The sequence below is a fragment of the Mycobacterium sp. 1081908.1 genome (assembly GCF_001673535.1).
Classification (GTDB): Bacteria; Actinomycetota; Actinomycetes; order Mycobacteriales; family Mycobacteriaceae; genus Mycobacterium.
Window position 1 is genome coordinate 26,193 of record NZ_LZLY01000103.1, and the last position, 20,293, is coordinate 46,485.

Genomic DNA, 20,293 nt, shown 5'->3' on the forward strand with positions numbered 1-20,293 from the left:
TAGTTGGGCGGCGATTTACGCCAAGCAATGCCGGGACGGCGACCGACCCCTCAACGGTCGACCTCCACGAACGTGCGTCGTGACGGGCGCCATTCCTCACTGCTGAAGAAACTTCAACGTACCACCGCGCCGCGCCACCGACGGGCGAAAACACGATCCATTCGCGATCCACAGGGCGCTGGTCCGGCACCGGCATGACCGGCCGCCGCGCCACCGTAAAATGCGCCTATGGCCCACGACTGGTTGCTCGTGGAGACGTTGGGGGGCGAGCCCGCCGTCGTGGCGCAGGGTCGCCAACTCAAGAACCTGATCCCGATCACGACGTTCCTGCGCCGCAGCCCGCACCTCGCGGCCGTGCGGACCGCGATCGCCGAGTCGGTGCAAACCGGCCAGAGCCTGACCAGCATCACCACCAAGCGCGACCGCGTCATCCGCACCGAGCCAGTGGTGATGTCCGACGGTCAGCTCCACGGCGTGCACGTGTGGACCGGACCGGCCGACGCCGACCCGTCCGAGCGGCCGATCCCCGGCCCGCTGAAGTGGGACCTCACCCTCGGCGTGGCCACCGACACCAGGCAGTCGCTGACCAACAGCGGCAAGAATCCCGACGTCGAGGTGACCTTCGGCAGGGCCTTCGCGGAGGACCTGCCCTCGCGAGAGCTCAACCCGAACGAAAGCAAGGTGCTCGCCATGGCGGTTCGGGCCATGCCCGACCAAACCATCTGCAGCACTTGGGATCTCACCGACTGGCAGGGAAATCCCATTCGGATCGGCTTTGTCGCGCGCACCACGCTGGAACCCGGGCCGGACGGCCGCGACCACCTGATCGCCCGGGCGATGAACTGGCGATCGGAAATCAAGGGACCGGTGGTATCCACCGACGATCTCGCCCAGCGAATCCTCAACGGACTGGCCCAGGCCGGGGTCCACCGGGCCCTCGTCGACCTGCGGAACTGGACCCTGCTGAGGTGGCTCGACGAGCCCTGCCCGTTCTACGACTGGCGCGGCGCCAAGACGGACAGGCCGAAGGTCCATCCCGACGACGAGCACCTGAAGTCCTCGATGACGGCGGAATTCGTCGACGGCCCGGCGAGCCGGGTGCTGCGCATGCGGGGCCACGACGACGAGTGGGTGCCCGTGCACGTCACGGTCAACAAGGTGGAAATCGAACCCGACACCTTCGCCGGACTGGTCTCGCTGCGATTGCCGACCGACGACGAAGTCTCCGCCGCGGGGCTGGAATCGCACTAGGCCGGCCCCGCCCGCGCGGCGGCCCGCGCCGTGCCGGCAACGGCGACACGCACCTCGACGGTCACCACGACGTCGAGATCGTCCACCGCGCACCGCGCATCGTCGACCCGCATCTCGCGCGCCACGACCGTCGCGCGGGCGCACGCCGCCGCGGCGCCGGAGGGTAGCCGGGCCGCGGCGGCCAGCGCGGCCAGGTCCGCCGCGGCCTGCGCCCGATGACGTGCCACCACCACCGAACCGAGATAGGCGCCCGCCCCGGTGACCAGCAGCAGCACCGCCACCATCGCGGCGGCCAGCACCGTCGCCGATCCCCGATCATCGGCCGGGCTCGGCCGCCGAGACCGCCTTGGCCGCAATGTCCAACGAAGGAAACAGTTTCGAGTGCGCGACGACGGTGGCGACGAGGAAATCGCCGTCCCGGCGCACCTGAACGCGCGACCCGACGGGCGCGATCCGGCGCGCGACGTCAAGCGCCGCACGTTCGTCGCCGCGCGCCGCCAGCCGGGCCGCCTCGCGGGCGGCGTCGACGCAGCGCACCTGCATCGACACCGCGGTGACGCCCGCCAGGCACAGCGCCAGCACCACGACCAGCGTGGCGATCGCCAGCGCCGCCTCGACGGTGCTCGCGCCGGCACAGGCCGCTAGACCTTGGTGTTGAGCGCGCGACCGATGATGTTGGTCAGCGCCGAGACGATCGAGTCGCCGGTGACCACGGTGTAGAGGATCGCGCCGAAGGCGGCCGCGGCGATCGTCCCGATGGCGTACTCGACCGTCGACATGCCCGACTCGTCGGTCGCCAGCACGGCCACCCGCGCCAGCAGCGAGCGAAACCTGTTGATCATCAATGCCTTCCCTTCCTTTCACAGCAGGCCCGATTGCAAGACGTCACCGGCCAGGCCCGCGACCACCGGGACGATGCCCAGGCACACAAACGCCGGCAGAAAACACAGACCGAGCGGCCCGGCGATCAGCACCCCGGCCCGTTCGGCGGCCGCGGTCGCCGCGTGCGCGGCTTCGTGACGGGACTCGTCGGCCAATTCGGCGACGCCGCGGGCCAGCGCCGCTCCCGAAGACGCCGAACGCCGCGCCAGCCGGAGCAGCGCATCGATTTGCGCATCGACCGACCGGGTTGGCTCCGGCGAAACCGCCCATGCCACGGCGGGATCCGCACCCAACGCCAACAGGTCCGCGGCGCGGCGCAGCACCCCGGCCAGGCTCGGCGGCGCGGACGGGGCGGTCGCGGCCGCGGCCGTCGACACCGCCATGCCGGCTTCCAGGCACACGGCCAGGACGTCGAGGCTGGAGGCCACCGCCAGCGGGTCCGCACCACGCCGCGGCCGCGGCGCCTTCCGCCGGTAGGGGCCGGCCCGGATTCCGACACGCGCCCGGACCACCGATGGGCCGGGGCCGATCCACAGCGCCACGGCCAGCAGCACCGCTGTGGCAGTCATGCGCCGAGCCCATCGGTGATGCGGTCCGCCCACAGCAGCCCGCCGCAGGCCAGTACCGAGCCGACCAGCAGCAGCCAGCCCCCGGCATGCCCACCCAGCAAGAAATTCAGCGGTCGCGCCCCGATCAGCTGGCCCAGCAGCACACCGAACACCGGCAGGCCCGCCAGGATCGTCGCCGCGGCGCGCGCCCCGGCCATGCTGGATGACACTCGAGCCGAAAAGCGTTGCCGCTCGGCGATATCGCGCTGCGCGGCACGCATCAGGGTGGCTATCGCCAGCCCCTGGTCGCTGGCCAGCTGCCAGCACACCGCGAGCCGATCCCACTGCGCGGGCAGCGCCGACGATCGCGCCGCGGCGCGCAGGCCGGCCGTGACGTCGGCGCCCAGTCGGGCCCGCGCCGAAACCGCCCGCAGCGACGCGCCGACCGCCCCCACGGTTTCCTCGGCGGCGACGCGGAACGCGCGCACCGGGTGCGAGCCCACCCGCAACTCGCCGACCAGCACGTCGAGGGCGGTCTCCAGGGTGCGGCCCTCGTCGAGGGCCCGCCGGATCCGGCGGCGGCGACGGTAACGCAGGCTCACCGTCGCGCCCGCCACGCCCATGGCGAGGACCGCCGTCCACGGCAGCAGGACGGCGGCAGCGGCGAGGCCGCAGGCGACGCACGCAACCGCGCCCCGGCCGGCCAGGGGACGGGTGACCCGCGCGGGCGCTCGCAGCCTGCCCCGCGGCGACGACGGAAACACCAGCAGCGCAAGCGATAACAGCAGCGCGGCAAACGCGATGCCGTTCATGCCGACATCCGGCCGCGCACCAGGCGGTGCAGATCGCCCGCGTCGTCGCTCATGCCCCGATCCGCGTGCCACACGGTGACCGCCCGAACCCGCCCGCCGACCTGGCGCAGCACGGCTATCTCGCCGAGCCGGCGACGACCGGCCCGGTCCCGCGCGACGTGCAGCAGCACCTGCACCGCCGCGGCGAGCTGGCTGTGCAGCGCCGCCCGGCCCAGACCGCCGACGGCGCCCAGCGCCTCCAGCCGGGCGGGAACCTCGCCCGGATTGTTGGCGTGCACCGTGCCCGCCCCGCCGTCGTGCCCGGTGTTCAGCGCCGCCAGCAAATCGACCACTTCGGCGCCCCGGACCTCGCCGACCACGATGCGGTCGGGCCGCATCCGCAACGCCTGCCGGACGAGTTCACGCACCGGGACCTCGCCGACGCCTTCGACGTTGGGGCAGCGCGCGACCAGCTTGACCAAATGCGGATGCGGGGGCGCCAACTCGGCGGCATCCTCGACGCACACGATCCGTTCCGTGGCCGGCACGGCGCCCAGCATCGCGGCGAGCAGGGTCGTCTTCCCCGCGCCTGTCCCCCCGCTCACCAGAAAGGCCAACCGGGCGGCGATGATCTCGCCGATCAGCGCGCCGGCCCGGGGATCGATCGCGCCGGCCGCGGTGAGGGCCGCCAAATCCTGAGTGGCCGGGCGCAATACGCGCAGCGACAAGCAGGTACCGCCGGCCGCGACGGGCGGCAGCACGGCATGCAACCGCACCGCGAACCCTCCGGCGCCGATGCCGGTCAGCTGGCCGTCCACCCAGGGCTGCGCGTCGTCCAGGCGCCGTCCGGTGGCCGACGCCAGCCGCTGGGCCAGGCGCCGCACCGCCGCCTCGTCGGCGAAACGAACATCGCTGCGCCGCAGACCGTTTCCGTCGTCGACCCAGACGGCGTCGGGCGCGGTCACCAGGACGTCCGTGGTCCCGTCCGCGCACAGCAGCGGTTCCAAGATGCCGGCCCCGGTCAGCTCGGTTTCCAGCACCCGCAGGTTGGCCAGGACCTCGGTGTCGCCGAGCATCCCGCCGGACTCGGCCCGGATCGCGGCGGCCACCACGCTGGGTCGCAGCGGGACCGATTCGGATGCCAGCCGCTCGCGCACCCGCTCGATCAGCGACCCGCTCACGCCGCCCGGCCCTTCCGCCCCGCGGGCAGCGCCGCGAGCACCCGGCGCGCGGCCGCCGTGAGCGGACCGCGCCGTCCCAACCGCAGGCCGCCGCGCTCGAGCTGCCGGACCAGTTGCGGCTCGGCCCTGATCGACGCGAGCAGCGGCAGGCCGGTGACCTCGGCCACCTCGGCCGCCCGCAATCCACCCGGCGACGGACCCCGCACGACCAACCCGAGATTGGGATTGATCGCGGCGAGCACCGGGCCCAAGGCCGCGGTCGCCGCGCACGCCCGCACGTCGCAGCGGGCGACCACGACGACGAGGTCGGCGGCGTCCAGCGCGGCGTGCGTCGCGTCGGTCAGGCGGCGGGGCAGATCGCAGACGACGGTGACGCCGCCGCGGCGCCCGGCATCGACGACGGCGTCCACCGCCGCGCCGCCCAGCTCGTACCCGCGGCGAGTGCCGGACAGCACGCTGATTCCGCCGTGTCGCGGCAGCGCCTCGCGCACGGCCGGCCAGTTGAGCCGCCCGCCCTGCAGCGCCAGATCGGGCCAGCGCACACCGGGCGTGCCCTCGCCGCCCACGAGCAAGTCGATGCCGCCGCCCCACGGGTCGAGGTCCACCAGCAGGGCGTCGCCGGCGGCTTGCGCCACGGCGACCGCGAGCACCGACGCGCCGGCCCCGCCGCAACCGCCGATGACGGCGACGACCTCACCGCCCGGGCCGTCATCGCGCGCGGCTTCGCCGGCCTCGGCGAGCTCGCGGATCAATTCACGCTCGTTGTCGGGCAGCTTCAGCACGTGATCGGCGCCGATCGCGACGGCCGCCGACCACGTCGACGTCGCGGGTTCGGCGATCGTCACGACGCTCACGTGGGCGCGCCGCGGCAGCGCCGCCCGGCCGCACCGATCCGCCGCGGCCTCGTCGAGCACCACCGCCGCGGCCGCCGACCATGCCTTGCGGCCCACCGCGGAGCCGCCGGCGTGGACCACCCGAACCCCGACCGCGGCGGCCACCCGATCGAGTTCGTCGCGCAATTCCGGACCCGCCAACACCGCCAGCACGCCCGAGGAGCCGGCCGCTTTCGGGACGGTGGTGCTAGTCATCAACCCACCCTGCGGGGCCGTGACCTTGGCACACCAGTGCCAAAGCCGGATTTGTGGATAGAGACGCGAGTGTGTACAAACGCGTCGCCCTGGAACTCAGCCGGGGCGCGAGGGACACCTTCCCGCAACGCCCGGCGGCCGGTCCATCGATGCCCGACGGCGGCGGGAAAACTTACCCCAGAAAAGGGACGACCCCCGCCAGGGGGGGAGGAGGCGAGGGTCGTCGTGTATCAGCCCCGGGGGGTCGGGCTGATGCACCCTCGGCTCAGGCCGAGTAATGCTTACTATACACATGACAGTCCGCACTAACGCAAGTAGTTGTTCTTACGAAACGTGCGTTGAGCCGCAAAAATACCGACGGTATGTTCTTGGGCCCGCCATGAGCGGCCGTTTTGGGCCTAACTCCCCGGCGCCGCCGGATCGCCGACCTATGCTGGATCGGTGACCGTCTCCGACTCGGCCGCGCGGCAGCAAACCTCACCGGAAACACCTGCAACCGCCGCTCCTCGCGCCCGCACTGCCGCCTTTTTCGACCTGGACAAAACCATCATCGCCAAGTCCAGCACGCTGGCTTTCAGCAAACCCTTCTTCAACCAGGGGCTGCTCAACCGCCGCGCCGTGCTCAAGTCCAGCTACGCCCAGTTCATCTATCTGCTCTCCGGTGCTGATCATGACCAGATGGACCGGATGCGCATCCACATGACGAACATGGTCGCCGGTTGGGACGTGGAACAGGTCAAGTCGATCGTCAACGAGACGCTGCACGACATCGTGACCCCGCTGGTCTTCGCGGAAGCGGCCGACCTCATCGCGGCCCACAAACTGTGCGGCCGCGACGTCGTCGTGGTGTCGGCGTCCGGCGAAGAGATCGTGGCGCCCATCGCCCGGGCGCTCGGTGCCACGCACGCGATGGCGACGCGGATGGTCGTCGCCGACGGCAAGTACACCGGCGAGATCGCGTTCTACTGCTACGGCGAAGGCAAGGTGCAGGCGATCCGCGAGCTGGCCGCGCGCGAGGGCTACCCGCTGGAACACTGCTACGCCTACTCCGACTCGATCACCGACCTGCCAATGCTCGAGGCCGTCGGCCACCCCAGCGTGGTCAACCCCGACCGCGGCTTGCGCAAAGAAGCGACCGAGCGCGGTTGGCCGGTGCTGATGTTTTCCCGGCCGGTGTCGCTGCGCGACCGGATCCCGGCCCCGTCGGGCGCCGCCATCGCGACCACCGCCGCGGTGGGCGTCACGGCGCTCGCCGCCGGCGCGGTCACCTACTCTTTGCTGCGCCGCTTTGCCTTTTAGCGGGACAGCAAACATGCAATTCGTGCAATAGATTTTTGCTTCGCAATTAGGCCTTGCTGTGCCTGGGGTCTAGTAGTACAAAGGAACCACGGAAGCTCGGTGAGGCCTAGGTCGATCCGGAAGAGAAGGATCGTTCTCCCGAACCGGGCGCCCAGCGCGGAACCCGGCACCCACGCGGAGTCATAGCCGCGATAATGGCAGAAGTGTTGCGGGCCTGCGTAATTGCGAAAAGTGGAAAGCCCCGACGGCCCTTTGGGTGGGGTCGCAGCCGGAAACATCGCAAGATCGCCGAGGCCAACCCACGCAGCCCAGAAATGCACGCTTGGTAACCGAGTTCCGTGCTAGCGGGCGGCGGACCGAATAATTCGGGACGTCGCCCGCTTTACATTTGTGAAACAAATTCGGCGACGCCGATTTTGGCGCCGTCGGCTACCGATTCGGGAGCGATTCGGCGATCGACAAGGCCTCCTGCGCGCCGGCCTGCAGCGCCCGGCAACACAGCACCAGCCAGGCGCCGACGCCGTCCGGCGTGCCGGCCGCGAATCCGCGTGCGGCGTCGCGATAATCGGCCGGCTGCCGCATCCAACTCACCTCGGGCACGCCCAACCCGTGCGGGTCCAGCCCGCTGGCGATCGTCACCAGCCGCGACACCGCCCGGGCCACCACGCCGTCGGCGCTGCCAAACGGCCTGAGCGTCAGCAGCTCTCCGTGCGCGACCGCGGCCACCACCGGCGCCGGCGCGGCCGTGCGGCCGGTCACCAACTCCCCCAGCAACTCCAGCCGCGGCCCAACGTCGGCGTCGGCCCGCGGGCGCCCGAGCCGATCCTCGTCGACCTGGTCGGCCGCCGCGAGCACGTGCAGACGGGCCAGCGCCTGCAACGGCGCCCGTTGCCATATCCCGACCAGCGGCCCTCCCCCGCCCTCCAGCGCCTGGGCCACCCGCAGCGCTCCGCCGAAGACCGGCTCGCTCACCTGCGCCGCGTCCGCCAGATCGTCCAGCCGCACGGGACCGCCGTCGAGGACCGAAGAGGCGCGCGCCGCCCGCAACGCCGCTTCGGCGGCGGTCACCGGCCAGCGCCGCAGATTGGCCGGGTGGCGGTGGGCGCGGCCCAGCGCGTCGCGGGCCCGATCGCTGGCCTCGGCGACGCCGGGGAGTTCCAGCAGCGGGGACAGGGGGTCGGCCGTCACAGCTTGTCAACCTATCGGGGCGGCGCGGTTGGACGGGGGATGGCCTCCAGCAACCGGCGGGTGTACTCGTGGCCGGGCCGCGTGAACAGCTCCTCGGTGGGCGCCTGCTCCACCACCCGGCCGGCTTGCATCACCAGCACGTCATCGGCGATCTGCCGGATCACCGCCAGGTCATGGCTGATGAACAGGTAGGTCAGGCCCATTTCGGCCTGCAGCTGGGCCAGCAGGTCGAGTATCTGCGCCTGCACGAGCACGTCGAGCGCCGAGACGGCCTCGTCGCACACCAGCACCTCGGGCCGCAGCGCAAGCGCCCGGGCGATCGCCACCCGCTGCCGTTGGCCGCCGGATAGTTCGCGGGGCAGCCGCCGCAACACCGACGACGGCAGCGCGACGTGGTCGACGAGCTCACGCACCGCCCGCTCGCGCTGCCTGCGGTCACCGACCCGGTGGATCCGCAGCGGCTCCTCGATGGCGCGAAACACCGAATACATGGGATCCAAACTGCTGTAAGGATTTTGGAACACCGGTTGCACGCGCCGGCGAAACGCCAGCGTCTTGTCCCGGTCCAACGCGTCGTCGATCCGGGTGCCGTCGAAAACCACGGTGCCCGACGTGGGTCGCAGCAGACCCAACACCATCCGCGCCAGCGTCGACTTTCCCGACCCGGACTCGCCCGCGATCGCCAGGGTGCTCGCGCGGCGCAACCGAAACGACACGGCGTCGACGGCGCGAAACTCCGCGTGCCGCTTTCCCAGCCACCGAGGCGCCCCCCGCGACTCTCGGTAGACCTTGGTCAGTTCCGAGACGACGAGGATGTCCCCGGCGGGCTCTGGGGCGCGCACGCGGGTTCGGGAGGGCCCCAGTGCCGGGGCGGCGGCCACCAGCCGTCGGGTGTATTCGTGTCGCGGATCCGACAGGATGGCTTGCGCTGCACCGGATTCCACCACCGCGCCGCGGTGCACGACGATCACCGACTCGGCCCGTTCGGCGGCGAGGGCCAGGTCGTGGGTGATCAGCAGCAGCGCGGTGCCGAGCTGCTCGGTGAGCCCCTGCAAATGGTCGAGCACCTGCCGTTGGACGGTGACGTCGAGCGCGGACGTCGGTTCGTCCGCGATGAGCAGCTTCGGGCGTCCCGCCAACCCGATCGCGATCAGCGCGCGCTGGCACATGCCGCCGGATAGCTGATGGGGATACCGGCCGGCCTGTTTGGCCGGCTCCGGCATGCCCGCCTCGGCCAGCAGCTCGACGGCGCGGCGTCGGGACTCGCGGGTATCGGTGTTCGCGCGCAACGCTTCCCGGATCTGGAACCCCACCTTCCAGACCGGGTTGAGGTTGGTCATCGGGTCTTGGGGCACGTAGCCGATGGCGCGGCCCCTGATCGACCGCAGCGCGCGGCGGTCGGCGCCGGTGACGTCGCGGCCGTCGAACACGATGCGGCCGGCCGAGATTCGGCCGCCGGGCGGAAGCAGCCCGAGGATCGCGGCGGCCGTGGTTGATTTCCCGGATCCCGATTCGCCGACCACCGCGACGGTCTGGCCGCGCAGCACGGTCAGGTCCACGCCGCACACCGCGGGGGCATTCGCGCCGAACCTGACCTCCAGGCCCTCGACCGACAGCAGCGGCACGGCTTGCGTGTTCACGCGCGGAACGCCCGCGACGCCGGGTCCAGGGCGTCGCGCAGGGCGTCGCCCATCATCATGAACGCGAGCACCGTGATCGCCAGCGCGCCGGCCGGATAGAACAAAATGGGCGAGCCGGCACGCAGCCGGGTCTGCGCGACGTTGATGTCGCCACCCCAGGACACCACCGTCGTCGGCAGCCCGACCCCCAGGTAGGACAGCGTCGCCTCCGTGACGATGAAGATGCCCAGGGCGATGGTCGCCACCGCGATCACCGGGCCCAGCGCGTTGGGCACCGCGTGGCGCAGCAGGATCTGAAACCTGCTCAAGCCCAACGCCTTCGCGGCCAACACGTAATCGCTGGCGCGAACCTCGAGCACCGCACCGCGGGCGATCCTGGCCACCTGAGGCCAGCCGAACAGGGCCAGGATGGCGATCACCGTCCACACCGTGCGGTGGTGCAGGACCTGCATCAGCACGATGGCGGCCAACAACAGCGGCAGCCCGAAAAACACGTCGGTGACACGGGAAACCGCCGCGTCGACCCAGCCACCGTAGAAGCCGGCCAGCGCGCCCAGCGCCCCGCCGACGACGAATACCACCAGGGTGGCGCCCAGCCCGACGCTGACCGATGCGCGCGCGCCGTACACCGTTCGCGCGTAAATGTCGTGGCCCTGCAGATCGGTGCCGAACCAGTGCGCCGCCGACGGCGCCAGCATGCTCTGGCCGGGATCGGCATAGCTGGGATCGGCCGCGGTGAACAGCCCCGGAAACGCGGCCACCACGACGATGAACACGATAAGCGCGCCGGCGGCGAAGAACTTCGGCCGCCGGCGCAGCTTGCGCCATGCCTCGCCCCAGAACCCGGAGTGCTCAGCCATAGCGGATCCGGGGGTCCAGGGCCGCGTAGAGCAGGTCCACCAACAGATTGGTGATCAGATAGATCAGGATCAGCACCGTCACGATCGACACCACCGTCGGCGCCTCCTGCCGGGTGACCGCCTGATACAGCACCCCGCCGACGCCGTGGATGTTGAAGATGCCTTCGGTCACAATGGCTCCGCCCATCAACGCGCCCAGATCCGCGCCCAGGAAGGTCACCACCGGGATGAGCGAGTTCCGCAGGATGTGCACCGTCACCACCCGGGGCCGCGACAACCCCTTGGCGGTGGCGGTGCGGACGTAGTCCGCGTGCGCATTTGCCGCCACCGAGGAGCGGGTCAACCGCACCACGTAGGCGAATGACACCGCGCCCAACACGATCCCGGGCAACAGCAGCCGCCCGAAGGTCGCCCGCTCGCCCACCGTGACGGGAGCGATCCCCAGCCGCACCCCGAAAACGAATTGCGCCAGGAAGCCCAGCACGAAAATCGGGATCGCGATGATGATCAGCCCCGTGATGAGCACCGTGGCGTCGAAGAGGCCGCCTTGACGCAGGCCGGCGATCACACCGAACCCGATGCCCAGCACCGCCTCCACCACCAGGGCGATCAGCGCCAGCCGGACGGTCACCGGAAAGGCGTGTGCGAGAACGGAACTGACCGGTAGGCCCGAATAGGCGCGCCCGAGGTCGCCGCGGAAGATGCCGCCCAGGTAGCGCAGGTACTGGATCAGGAAGGGATCGTCGAGGTGGTAACGGGTGCGCAGCGCGGCGGCCACCGCCGGGGTCAGCGGCCGATCCCCGGCGATCGCGGCCACCGGGTCACCGGGTAGCAGGAAGACCATGCCGTAGATCAGCAGGGTGGCGCCGAGGAAAACGGGCACCATGACGGCGATCCGGCGCGCTATGTACCAACCCATTTCAGGCCTTGACGATGTTCTCGTAGTCGGGCAGCCCGTTCCATGTCACCGTGACGCCCCGCACCGCCGACGACCATCCCACCACGGCGATGTAGTACCACAGCGGCACGGCGGGCATGTCGTGCAGCAGGATTCGCTGTGCGGCGTTGGCCAGCACGTCCGCCTCCTGCAGGCTGGGCGCGGCCTCGGCGCGGGCCAGCGCGGCATCGAACTCGCGGCTGGAGTATCCGACGTCGTTGGATCCCGCGCCGGTGGCGTACAGCGGGGCGAGGAACTCGATCATCGACGGATAGTCCCCGATCCAGCCCGCACGGAACGCGGTGTCGATCTTGCGGCTGGTGATCAGGGTGCGGTATCCCGCGAAGGTGGGGTGCGGCGCGCCCGCGGCGTCGATGCCCAGCACGTTCTTGATGCTGTTGGCCACCGCGTCCACCCACTCCTGATGGCCGCTGTCGGCGTTGTAGGCGATCAGGTAGCGGCCGCTCCACGGTGAGATCGCGTCGGCCCGCGCCCAGAGCTGCCGGGCCCGTTCGGGGTTGAAATCCAACGCGTCGTTGCCGGGGATGTTCGGGTCGAACCCCGGCAGGGATCGGGCGGTGAAATCGCGCGCCGGGCTGCGGGTCCCGTTGAATATCTGCTGACAGATCTGCGGACGGTTGACGGCCGCCGACAACGCTAGCCGGCGCAGCCGGCCCTCCTCACCGCCGAAGTGCGGCAGCCGCAGCGGCGTGTCGAGCGACTGGCTGACGGCGACGGGCCCGCTGGCGGCGTTGCCGCCCAGGTCGCGCTTGTAGATCGTCAGCGCGCTCGTCGGAATCGTGTCCAGGACATCGAGATTTCCTGACAGCAGGTCGGCGTAGGCGGTGTCCAGGTTGCCGTAGAACTCGAACCTCAGGCCTTTGTTGTGCGGCATCCGGTTGCCGCGATATCCGGGGTTGGGCTTCAGGTCGATCTTGACGTTGTGTTCCCAGGCCGGCCCGTCGGGGCTGTCGGCCAGCTGGTAGGGGCCGTCGCCCACCGGGCTGCGACCGAACGCCGCCATGTCACGAAATGCCATGTCCGGCAACGGATAGAACGCGCTATGGCCCAGCCGCAACATGAAGTCGACGGTGGGCGCCTTGAGCCGCACGGTGAATTCCAGATCGTTGACCACCCGCAGGCCGGACATGGTGGTGCGTTTCGGATCGCCGCCGGCAACCTCATCGAACCCGTCGATCGGGCTGAAAAAGTCCTGCTGTAGTTGGGCATTGGTGCTCAGGGCCCCATAATTCCACGCGTCGACGAACGAGTGGGCCGTGACCGGTGAGCCGTCGGTGAACTTCCAGCCGGGTTTGAGAATGATCCGGTAGTTGACGTTGTCGGTGGTCTCGATCGACTGCGCCACCTCCGGCGACGGTTTGCCGGCGGCATCGTAGGAAACCAGGCCGGCGAACAACCGATCCAGGATCCGCCCGCCCAGGCTGTCGTTGGTGCCGGTTGGAATCAGCGGGTTCGGCGGCTCACCGCCGTTGACCACCACGACATCGGGGCTGAGCATGCCGCCACCACAGCCGACGGCCAGCATTCCGGCGGCAAGGACGGCCAGCGCGGCAAGCATCCGACGCATGCCAGCGACCTTAAGGCCTGCGGCGTCGCTGGCCGAACGGGACGCGCGCCGCGACTAGGATGGCGCCGTGACCGCGCGCGAAGTCGGCCTTCAGGTTGGATATCTGGCGGCGCTGGTCGGGGTTCCGGCGATCGGGCTGATCTGCCTGATACTCGGATTGCGATCGCGCAACCGCGCGCGCCCGGTCACCCTCGGGTCTCCGCATCCGCCGCCGCAGCCCCGCGCCGGAAAGTCGGGCACCGCGCTCATCGTCGTCGGCTCCGTGTTGCTGACCTTAGGCGCGCTGGGGATCGCCGGAAACCTCGTGCGACTGAACAAGAGGAGCCTGTTCGACACCGACAAGTCCATGTCGGTGGGCCAGTGCATCGACCAAAACGCTTTTCTCGCACGGTCTTTCAGTTCAAGCCCGGCCAACGACTGTGCCAACCCGGCGAATACCTATCAACTAGCCTTCAAGGGCGTCCCCTCGGCGAACTGCCCGGACGGCAAGCGCGATTCCTCCGTCTACAGCCGCTACACCGACGACGCCGCCATCCTGTGCTTCGCGCTGAACCTGCAGCAGGGCCGCTGCTACCAGCTGACCAACGGATCCGAAAACCTGACGCTGCGGCCGGACGACTGCGGCGAGCCCCAGCCGACGCTGGACAGGGTCGTCCAGCGCATCGACGGCAGCACGGACGCCGCCCGATGCCCGCCCGGCGACAAGGCCATCGCTTATCCGGCCCCGCCGCGCGTCTACTGCCTGGCACGCGCCGGCACCTAAACGCAATCAGCCCGCGGTGACGGGATGGACCTCCAGCCGGCACGCTTCGAGGGCGGCCGGCACGGTGAACACCTGCATGATCGCCGGCGGGCTGACGACCAGGTCGGTGTAGCCGGGGCAGGGGTTGCCGTCGGCGTCGACGGCCATGCCCTCCACGACCGCCTGCCCCTGGCTCGACAGCGACAGCGTGACGGTCGGCGGGACCTCGACGCCGGAGGGCAGCCCACCCAGGTACCCGCGCGGCGTCGGCTGGGCGTGGATGAGCGGTCCGCCGGCGCCCGAGTCGACGCCCGGGTAGCCGCTGAGCGTGCACGGATCCGCGCCGCCGGCGAGGGCGAACAGCAGGGTCACCCCGCGGTGGCCGACCGCGGCCTGCGTCGGTGAAGCGCTGACGGCGACCTGTTCCGACCAGCACGGCGTCGGCTGGTCGATGGCGTCGGACGGCTCGGCCCATGCAGACGGCATCAGCATCCCCGTCGCCGCGTAAGCCGTTGCGGCCGCGGCTAAGCTGAGCGCCACGCGGCGCGCCTGCGATCCCCGCACACCGGTGATTATGCGGCACGCGAGCGGGTTTGACCCCGGATCGGGCAGCGGGTTTTCACTTCGAAGGTCTAGGCTCACTGACGGTTGACGAGGCCTCGACGCTAGGAGGAAACCAGTGACCGCCACCCACACCGAGGGCCCGACGTCGTATCCGCCGTCGGCGCAGTTCGCCGAGCAGGCCAACGCGGGTGAGGAGCTGTACCGCGAGGCCGAGCAGGACCGGCTGGCGTTTTGGGCCAAGCAGGCCGAGCGGCTGTCCTGGTCGACGCCGTTCACCGAAGTCTTGGACTGGTCGGAGGCGCCCTTCGCCAAATGGTTCGCCGACGGCAAGCTCAACGTCGCCTACAACTGCGTGGACCGCCATGTGGAGGCCGGCCTCGGGGATCGCGTCGCCATCCACTGGGAGGGCGAACCGGGCGACAGCCGCAGCCTGACCTACGCCGACCTGCAGACCGAGGTGTGCAAGGCGGCCAACGCGCTGACCGATCTCGGTCTGGTCGCCGGCGACCGGGTCGCCATCTACATGCCGTTGATTCCCGAGGCCGTCATCGCCATGCTCGCCTGCGCGCGCCTGGGTGTCATGCACAGCGTCGTGTTCGCCGGGTTCACCGCCAAGGCGCTGCGCGCCCGCATCGCCGACGCCCAGGCCAAGCTGCTGATCACCAGCGACGGGCAGTTCCGCCGCGGCAAGCCGGCGCCACTCAAGGAGGCGGCCGACGAGGCCGTCTCGGATTCCGATAGCCCCGTCGAGCACGTTCTTGTGGTGCGGCGCACCGGAATTGACGTGTCCTGGAACGACGACCGCGACCTGTGGTGGCACGACGTGGTCGACTCGGCCTCGCCCGAGCACACCCCGCAACCGTTCGACGCCGAGCAGCCGCTGTTCCTGCTGTACACGTCGGGAACCACCGGCAAGCCCAAGGGCATCGTCCACACCAGCGGCGGCTATCTGACGCAGTGCTCCTACACGCACTACTACATCTTCGACATCAAGCCCGAAAGCGACGTCTTTTGGTGCACCGCCGACATCGGCTGGGTCACCGGGCACACCTACGGTGTCTACGGCCCGCTGTCCAACGGGGTCACCGAGGTTCTCTACGAGGGCACGCCCGACTCGCCGACCCAGCACCGGCATTTCGAGATCATCGAAAAGTTCGGCGTGACAATCTATTACACCGCACCCACGCTCATCCGCACCTTCATGAAGTGGGGGCGCGAGATTCCCGACGCGCACGATCTGTCCAGCCTTCGACTGCTGGGGACGGTCGGTGAACCGATCAACCCGGAGGCGTGGCGCTGGTACCGCAAGGTGATCGGCGCCGACAGCCTGCCCATCGTCGACACCTGGTGGCAGACGGAGACGGGTTCGGGGATGATCACCCCGCTGCCCGGGGTGGCCGCGGCCAAACCGGGTTCGGCGATGCGACCGCTGCCGGGCATCTCGGCCAGAATCGTCGACGACCACGGCGATCAGGTCCCGCCCGCCAATGCCAAGGGCGAGCACGCCAGCGGCTACCTGGTCCTGGACCAGCCGTGGCCGTCCATGCTGCGCGGCATCTGGGGCGATCCCGAACGCTACGTCGAGACCTACTGGTCCAGGTTCGCCGAGCAGGGCTGGTACTTCGCCGGCGACAGCGCCTACTACGACGCCGACGGCGCCATCTGGGTGGTGGGCCGCATCGACGACGTGATGAACGTGTCGGGGCATCGGCTTTCGACCGCCGAGGTGGAATCGGCTCTGGTCGGCCACGTCGCGGTGGCCGAGGCCGCCGTGGTCGGCATGACGGACGAAACCACCGGGCAGGCCATCTGCGCGTTCGTCGTCTTGTGCGCCGACTTCGAGGTGCACGACGGGATCGTCGACGAGCTGCGCGTGGAGGTGGCCCGGGAGATTTCGCCCATCGCCAAGCCCCGCGAGGTCCACGTGGTTCCCGAGCTGCCCAAGACCCGCAGCGGCAAGATCATGCGCAGGCTGCTGCGCGACGTCGCCGAAAACCGCGAGTTGGGTGACACGTCGACGCTGCTGGATCCCGGCGTGTTCGACGCGATCAGGAGCGCGAAGTAGGCAAGCCCGCTCAGCCCGCCAGCGGCACGAATCCCGCGCCGGCGCGGTGCTTGGCGTTGATGTCGGCGAGGTCGGCGTTGATCGACATCACCACCGCCGGGGTGTGCAGCGGGATGAATTTGATGATGCACGTCGGCAGGTTGTCGCTGAACGCCCCGTGAATCATGCCGACCAACAGGTTGTTGACGGTCACCGGCGCCCCGGAGTCACCGGGCTGGCCGCACACCTGCATCACGATGGTGCCGGGGTCCTGGCCCGGCCCCCAGGTGACCCCGCAGGAATTGCCGGTCGTGCGGCCCTGCTTGCAGGCGACCTGCCCGAACGTGGGATCCGGGCCGATGCCGCTGATCACGAAGCCGTTGTAGTTGGAAACGGGCGCCACCTTTGCGGGGTCGAACTTGATCACCGCGTAGTCCAAATTGTCGTTGCCCGCGACCATCACGCCCAGCGGGCCGCGGTCCTGGGCGGCCTCGGCCGCGACCTGCGCGCCCGGACCGCCGCAGTGCGCCGAGGTGAACCCGATCAGCTCGCCGGCGGCGTCGGTGCCGATCGTCGTCAGGGTGCACATGGTGTCCCCGTTGATGACGATGCCGGCGCCGCCGCCCATCGGGACCCGGTCGTCGGCGCCCGCCCGGGCGGGGACGCTCATCAGCGCCACGAGCACGGCCACCATCGCCGCCTGATAGCAACGGTAGGCCGTCTGCAAAGCAACACCCCCAAAGAGCGGTCCGAGATCCCGAGCGGCCTGGTCAGTCTAGTCGGACGGGGTGGCGAATTCGCCAGCGAAGATGGCGCGATCATGCGCCCCGCCATATTCCTTTCCAGCTCAAGGGGATCGACCACCCCGCGGCCGCGGCCGCCGCTTCGCTGTGCCGGTGCCGAACTCCGCGGTCCCACGGCGCCTTCAGCTGGCCTCGTCTGGCACCGCACCGCATGGCAACATGAACCGCGACGAGAGAACCGAGAGGACGGTCCGTGAGCAAAGACGATCGCAACAACGGCGTGCCCAGCACGCTGACCACGATTCCGTTGGCCGACCCGCACGCCAAGCCGGCCGAGCCGTCGATCGGTGACCTGATCAAAGACGCCACGGCCCAGATGTCCACGCTGGTCCGCGCCGAGGTCGAACTCGCCCGTTCGGAGATCACCCGGGACGTCAAGAAGGGCCTGACCGGCAGCGTATATTTCATCGCCGCGCTGGTGGTGCTGTTCTACTCCACGTTCTTCTTCTTTTTCTTCCTCGCTGAGCTGCTCGACCAATGGTTGTGGCGCTGGGTGGCGTTCCTGATCGTGTTCGGGATCATGGTCGTCGTCGGCGCGTTCCTGGGCCTGCTGGGCTTCCTGAAGGTCCGCCGCATCCGCGGCCCGCGGCAGACCATCGAATCGGTCAAGGAGACGCGCACCGCGCTCACTCCCGGCCACGACAAGGCCGCCGCCGGGGCGAAGGAACTCACCGGCTCCGGCAGGCTTGAAAAACCCGCGGATCCCTCGGGTTGGTAGATGCCGGCACCAGATCCGTCGGTCACCCGCATCGACGGGCCGTGGCGCCACCTCGACGTGCACGCCAACGGCATCCGATTCCACGTCGTCGAGGCGCTGCCCGGCGGGCAAGGTGACGGCGTTCCGCCCGCCCAGCCGGCCACCGCGCGGCCGCTGGTGATGCTGCTGCACGGTTTCGGATCGTTCTGGTGGTCCTGGCGGCATCAGCTGCGCGGGCTGACCGGGGCGCGCGTGGTCGCGGTCGACCTACGCGGCTACGGCGGCAGCGACAAACCGCCCCGCGGCTACGACGGCTGGACGCTCGCCGGTGACACCGCCGGGCTCATTCGCGCGCTCGGACACTCGTCGGCGACGCTGGTCGGCCACGCCGACGGCGGCCTCGCGTGCTGGGCCACCGCGCTACTGCACTCACGGCTGGTGCGCGCCATCGCGCTGATCAGCTCGCCGCACCCGGCGGCGCTGCGGCGATCGACGTTGACGCGGCGAGACCAGGGGTATGCGCTGCTGCCGACGTTGCTGGCCTACCAGCTGCCCATCTGGCCGGAGCGGCTGTTGACCCGGCACAACGCCGCGGAGATCGAGCGCCTCGTCCGGAGCCGGAGCTGCCCCAAATGGGTTGCCTCCGAGGACTTTTCACAGACCATCCGGCACCTGCGGACCGCCATTCGGATCCCGGCGGCCGCGCACTCCGCGCTGGAATACCAGCGCTGGGCGGTGCGCAGCCAGCTGCGCGGCGAGGGCCGGCGGTTCATGAAATCGATGTCCCAGCAGCTCGGCATACCGCTACTCCACCTGCGGGGTGACGCCGATCCCTACGTGCTCGCCGACCCGGTCGACCGGACCCAGCGCTACGCGGCCCATGGTCGCTACGTATCCATCACCGGCGCAGGGCATTTCAGCCATGAAGAGGCGCCCGAGGAAATCAACCGGCACCTGATGAAGTTCTTCGAGCAGGTGTACGGGACGCCCGTCAGCTGACGCAGGACCCGGTGGCGACCTGCTGGGTGTCGCCGATCTTGGAGAGCTGACTGGACACCTCGTCGGCGGTCAGCACGAACCCGGTGTCGGGGTCGTCGACGGCGGCGCCGAACACGACTCCGAGCACGTGACCGTTGAGGTCGATCAACGGACCACCCGAATTGCCTTGCTCCACACTGGCTCTGATGGTGTACACGTCGCGGGTGACCGGCGCCGGATCCCGGTAGATGTCGGGACCGCTGAGCCTGATGGCCTCTCGGATCCTGGCCGGGGTCGCGGTGAAGTTGCCGCCGCCCGGATAGCCCAGCACCACAACGCTTTCGCCGCTTTTCGCCTCGCCCTGGGCGAAGGACAACGGCGCGGGCGGCAGGTTCGGGACGGCGAGGATCGCGATGTCGACCGACGGGTCGTAGGACACCACGGTGGCATCCAGGGGGTTGCCGCTGGCGTAGATCTGGACGCTGTTGGACCCGGCCACCACGTGCGCGTTGGTCATCACCCGATCGGGCGCGATCACGAATCCGCTGCCCTCCAACACCTTTTGGCAGCTCGGCGCGAGGCTGCGGACCTTGACCACGCTCGGCGCGGCGTTGGTCACCACCGGGTTGGTGGCCAGGGCGGGGTCGGGTGAGGCGACCGGGATCACCGGGGTGCGGCTGAACGGCTCGAGCACCGCGGGCAGCCCGGAGGTGTTCAACAGCGCCGAGAGGCGTTTGGGCACCGTCTTCAGCCAGGGCGGCGCCACCTCGTTGACCTGCGCGAGCACCCGCGAACCCCGGACGGCGGCGGCCAGTTCCGGCTGGTCCTTGGACTGGGTCAGCGGGGTGGCCAGCAGCCACGCCGCGGTCAACACCACCACCAGCTGGACGCCCACGCCGATGACCGAGTCGATGGATCGGATTGTGCGGCTGTGGATCGCGCCGCGGACGGCCCGCCCCAGCACGACGCCGGCGACCTCGCCGACGACGACCAGCGCGAGGATCAAGAACAGCGCGGTGAACAGCTTGGCGCGGGGCGCGGCGATGTGGCTGACGATGTGGGGCGCCAGCAGCACGCCCGCGATGGCCCCGAGCAACACGCCGACGAACGACAGCAGCGAGCCCAGCGCCCCCGAACGCCACCCGGAGATGGCCGCGATGAAAGCGACCGCGAGCACGGCGATGTCCAGCCACTGCGACGGCGTCATCGAAT

The 20,293-nt window shown here is 70.1% G+C and carries 21 protein-coding genes; 6 read left to right on the plus strand and 15 right to left on the minus strand.

Features of this window, described 5'->3' with window-relative positions; all coding sequences use genetic code 11:
- Positions 1-228 precede the first annotated feature (228 nt).
- Positions 229-1,251, plus strand: coding sequence for a PAS domain-containing protein (locus tag A5655_RS16305; protein ID WP_067011582.1), 1,023 nt, complete (start codon positions 229-231; stop codon positions 1,249-1,251).
- Here the strand turns inward: A5655_RS16305 and A5655_RS16310 are convergent.
- Genes A5655_RS16310 through ssd form a run of 7 tightly spaced genes read right to left on the minus strand, consistent with a single transcriptional unit; the run spans position 1,248 to position 5,690 of the window.
- On the minus strand, positions 1,248-1,550 hold the full coding sequence (locus A5655_RS16310; RefSeq protein WP_067011584.1) for an Rv3654c family TadE-like protein: 303 nt from the start codon (positions 1,548-1,550) through the stop codon (positions 1,248-1,250). The two genes, A5655_RS16305 and A5655_RS16310, sit on opposite strands and share 4 nt — an antisense overlap.
- A gap of 16 nt (positions 1,551-1,566) precedes the next feature.
- On the minus strand, positions 1,567-1,842 hold the full coding sequence (locus tag A5655_RS16315) for a TadE family type IV pilus minor pilin (protein ID WP_231999179.1): 276 nt from the start codon (positions 1,840-1,842) through the stop codon (positions 1,567-1,569).
- Positions 1,843-1,892: 50 nt separating this feature from the next.
- Complete coding sequence (locus A5655_RS16320) at positions 1,893-2,093, minus strand: DUF4244 domain-containing protein (protein ID WP_067011588.1); 201 nt, start codon at positions 2,091-2,093, stop codon at positions 1,893-1,895.
- Between the two features lie 18 nt (positions 2,094-2,111).
- Entirely contained in the window at positions 2,112-2,702 is a 591-nt protein-coding gene (locus A5655_RS16325; RefSeq protein WP_197508718.1) for a type II secretion system F family protein, read from the minus strand.
- Complete coding sequence (locus A5655_RS16330) at positions 2,699-3,493, minus strand: type II secretion system F family protein (protein WP_067011592.1); 795 nt, start codon at positions 3,491-3,493, stop codon at positions 2,699-2,701. Before A5655_RS16330 ends, A5655_RS16325 begins: the two co-directional genes overlap by 4 nt.
- Positions 3,490-4,653, minus strand: a complete 1,164-nt coding sequence (locus tag A5655_RS16335) for a TadA family conjugal transfer-associated ATPase (RefSeq protein ID WP_067011595.1) — start codon at positions 4,651-4,653, stop codon at positions 3,490-3,492. The genes A5655_RS16330 and A5655_RS16335 overlap by 4 nt, the downstream gene beginning before the upstream one ends.
- Positions 4,650-5,690, minus strand: coding sequence for a septum site-determining protein Ssd (gene ssd, locus A5655_RS16340; protein WP_156764890.1), 1,041 nt, complete (start codon positions 5,688-5,690; stop codon positions 4,650-4,652). Before ssd ends, A5655_RS16335 begins: the two co-directional genes overlap by 4 nt.
- Before the next feature lie 492 nt (positions 5,691-6,182).
- On the opposite strand from ssd, the gene A5655_RS16345 reads away from it, so the two are divergent.
- Positions 6,183-7,040, plus strand: a complete 858-nt coding sequence (locus tag A5655_RS16345) for an HAD-IB family hydrolase (RefSeq protein WP_067011599.1) — start codon at positions 6,183-6,185, stop codon at positions 7,038-7,040.
- 429 nt (positions 7,041-7,469) lie between these two features.
- Here A5655_RS16345 and A5655_RS16350 read toward each other — a convergent pair whose 3' ends face one another.
- Genes A5655_RS16350 through A5655_RS16370 form a run of 5 tightly spaced genes read right to left on the minus strand, consistent with a single transcriptional unit; the run spans position 7,470 to position 13,253 of the window.
- Positions 7,470-8,228 carry an oxidoreductase gene (locus tag A5655_RS16350; RefSeq protein WP_067011601.1) on the minus strand — a complete coding sequence of 253 codons (759 nt, stop codon included), beginning with the start codon at positions 8,226-8,228 and terminating at the stop codon, positions 7,470-7,472.
- Between the two features lie 11 nt (positions 8,229-8,239).
- Positions 8,240-9,868, minus strand: coding sequence for an ABC transporter ATP-binding protein (locus A5655_RS16355; RefSeq protein WP_067011603.1), 1,629 nt, complete (start codon positions 9,866-9,868; stop codon positions 8,240-8,242).
- On the minus strand, positions 9,865-10,728 hold the full coding sequence (locus tag A5655_RS16360) for an ABC transporter permease (protein ID WP_067011605.1): 864 nt from the start codon (positions 10,726-10,728) through the stop codon (positions 9,865-9,867). Before A5655_RS16360 ends, A5655_RS16355 begins: the two co-directional genes overlap by 4 nt.
- Entirely contained in the window at positions 10,721-11,647 is a 927-nt protein-coding gene (locus A5655_RS16365; RefSeq protein WP_067011607.1) for an ABC transporter permease, read from the minus strand. The genes A5655_RS16360 and A5655_RS16365 overlap by 8 nt, the downstream gene beginning before the upstream one ends.
- A gap of 1 nt (position 11,648) precedes the next feature.
- Entirely contained in the window at positions 11,649-13,253 is a 1,605-nt protein-coding gene (locus tag A5655_RS16370) for an ABC transporter substrate-binding protein (RefSeq protein ID WP_067011609.1), read from the minus strand.
- Between the two features lie 67 nt (positions 13,254-13,320).
- Between A5655_RS16370 and A5655_RS16375 the strand changes: the two genes are divergently transcribed.
- Positions 13,321-14,016, plus strand: a complete 696-nt coding sequence (locus A5655_RS16375) for a hypothetical protein (RefSeq protein WP_067011611.1) — start codon at positions 13,321-13,323, stop codon at positions 14,014-14,016.
- 6 nt (positions 14,017-14,022) lie between these two features.
- Here A5655_RS16375 and A5655_RS16380 read toward each other — a convergent pair whose 3' ends face one another.
- Positions 14,023-14,487, minus strand: coding sequence for a DUF4232 domain-containing protein (locus tag A5655_RS16380; RefSeq protein ID WP_067011612.1), 465 nt, complete (start codon positions 14,485-14,487; stop codon positions 14,023-14,025).
- A 187-nt stretch (positions 14,488-14,674) separates the two neighbouring features.
- Between A5655_RS16380 and acs the strand changes: the two genes are divergently transcribed.
- Positions 14,675-16,624 carry an acetate--CoA ligase gene (acs, locus tag A5655_RS16385; protein WP_067011614.1) on the plus strand — a complete coding sequence of 650 codons (1,950 nt, stop codon included), beginning with the start codon at positions 14,675-14,677 and terminating at the stop codon, positions 16,622-16,624.
- A 10-nt stretch (positions 16,625-16,634) separates the two neighbouring features.
- Here acs and A5655_RS16390 read toward each other — a convergent pair whose 3' ends face one another.
- Positions 16,635-17,330: a S1 family peptidase gene (locus A5655_RS16390; protein ID WP_156764879.1), complete on the minus strand. Its 696-nt coding sequence runs from the start codon at positions 17,328-17,330 to the stop codon at positions 16,635-16,637.
- Between the two features lie 269 nt (positions 17,331-17,599).
- On the opposite strand from A5655_RS16390, the gene A5655_RS16395 reads away from it, so the two are divergent.
- Both A5655_RS16395 and A5655_RS16400 read left to right on the plus strand, forming a co-directional pair.
- Positions 17,600-18,124 (plus strand): phage holin family protein, encoded by a 525-nt coding sequence (locus A5655_RS16395; protein WP_067011616.1) that lies wholly within the window; start codon positions 17,600-17,602, stop codon positions 18,122-18,124.
- Positions 18,125-19,102 carry an alpha/beta fold hydrolase gene (locus tag A5655_RS16400; protein ID WP_067011617.1) on the plus strand — a complete coding sequence of 326 codons (978 nt, stop codon included), beginning with the start codon at positions 18,125-18,127 and terminating at the stop codon, positions 19,100-19,102.
- Here A5655_RS16400 and marP read toward each other — a convergent pair.
- Positions 19,095-20,288 (minus strand): acid resistance serine protease MarP, encoded by a 1,194-nt coding sequence (gene marP, locus A5655_RS16405; protein ID WP_156764880.1) that lies wholly within the window; start codon positions 20,286-20,288, stop codon positions 19,095-19,097. The two genes, A5655_RS16400 and marP, sit on opposite strands and share 8 nt — an antisense overlap.
- Between the last annotated feature and the right edge of the window lie 5 nt (positions 20,289-20,293).